The 276-nt window shown below is 59.8% G+C and carries 1 pseudogene; it reads left to right on the top strand.

The window, feature by feature from the left end:
* A pseudogene (locus WDW90_RS39305) lies at positions 1-243 on the top strand (branched-chain amino acid ABC transporter substrate-binding protein); the annotation flags it as partial.
* Positions 244-276 lie beyond the last annotated feature (33 nt).

Below are 276 nucleotides of genomic sequence, written 5' to 3'. Positions count from 1 at the left end.
GCCAAATTCGCGCCGAAGCTCGAAGGCATGAAGTACAAGACCTTCTCCAGTGGCCAGGAGGGCTTCATGCGGGCCGACGACCACCAGTTCTTCCAGCCGCTTTACATCTCGACCCTCGAACCGGTCGATACCAAGACCGAGTTCGACGAGGAGAACACGGGATGGGGCTGGAAGGAAGTGGCGGAGATCCCGGTCAAGGACACGATCACCTCCACCACCTGCAAGATGAAACGTCCCAAATAGCGACCAGCGCCGCGCCGGAATACTCTCGTCGGC

This window comes from Methylobacterium nigriterrae, from assembly GCF_037106235.1.
GTDB classification, from domain to species: Bacteria; Pseudomonadota; Alphaproteobacteria; order Rhizobiales; family Beijerinckiaceae; genus Methylobacterium; species Methylobacterium nigriterrae.
This window is presented reverse-complemented; position numbering and strand designations above follow the sequence as displayed.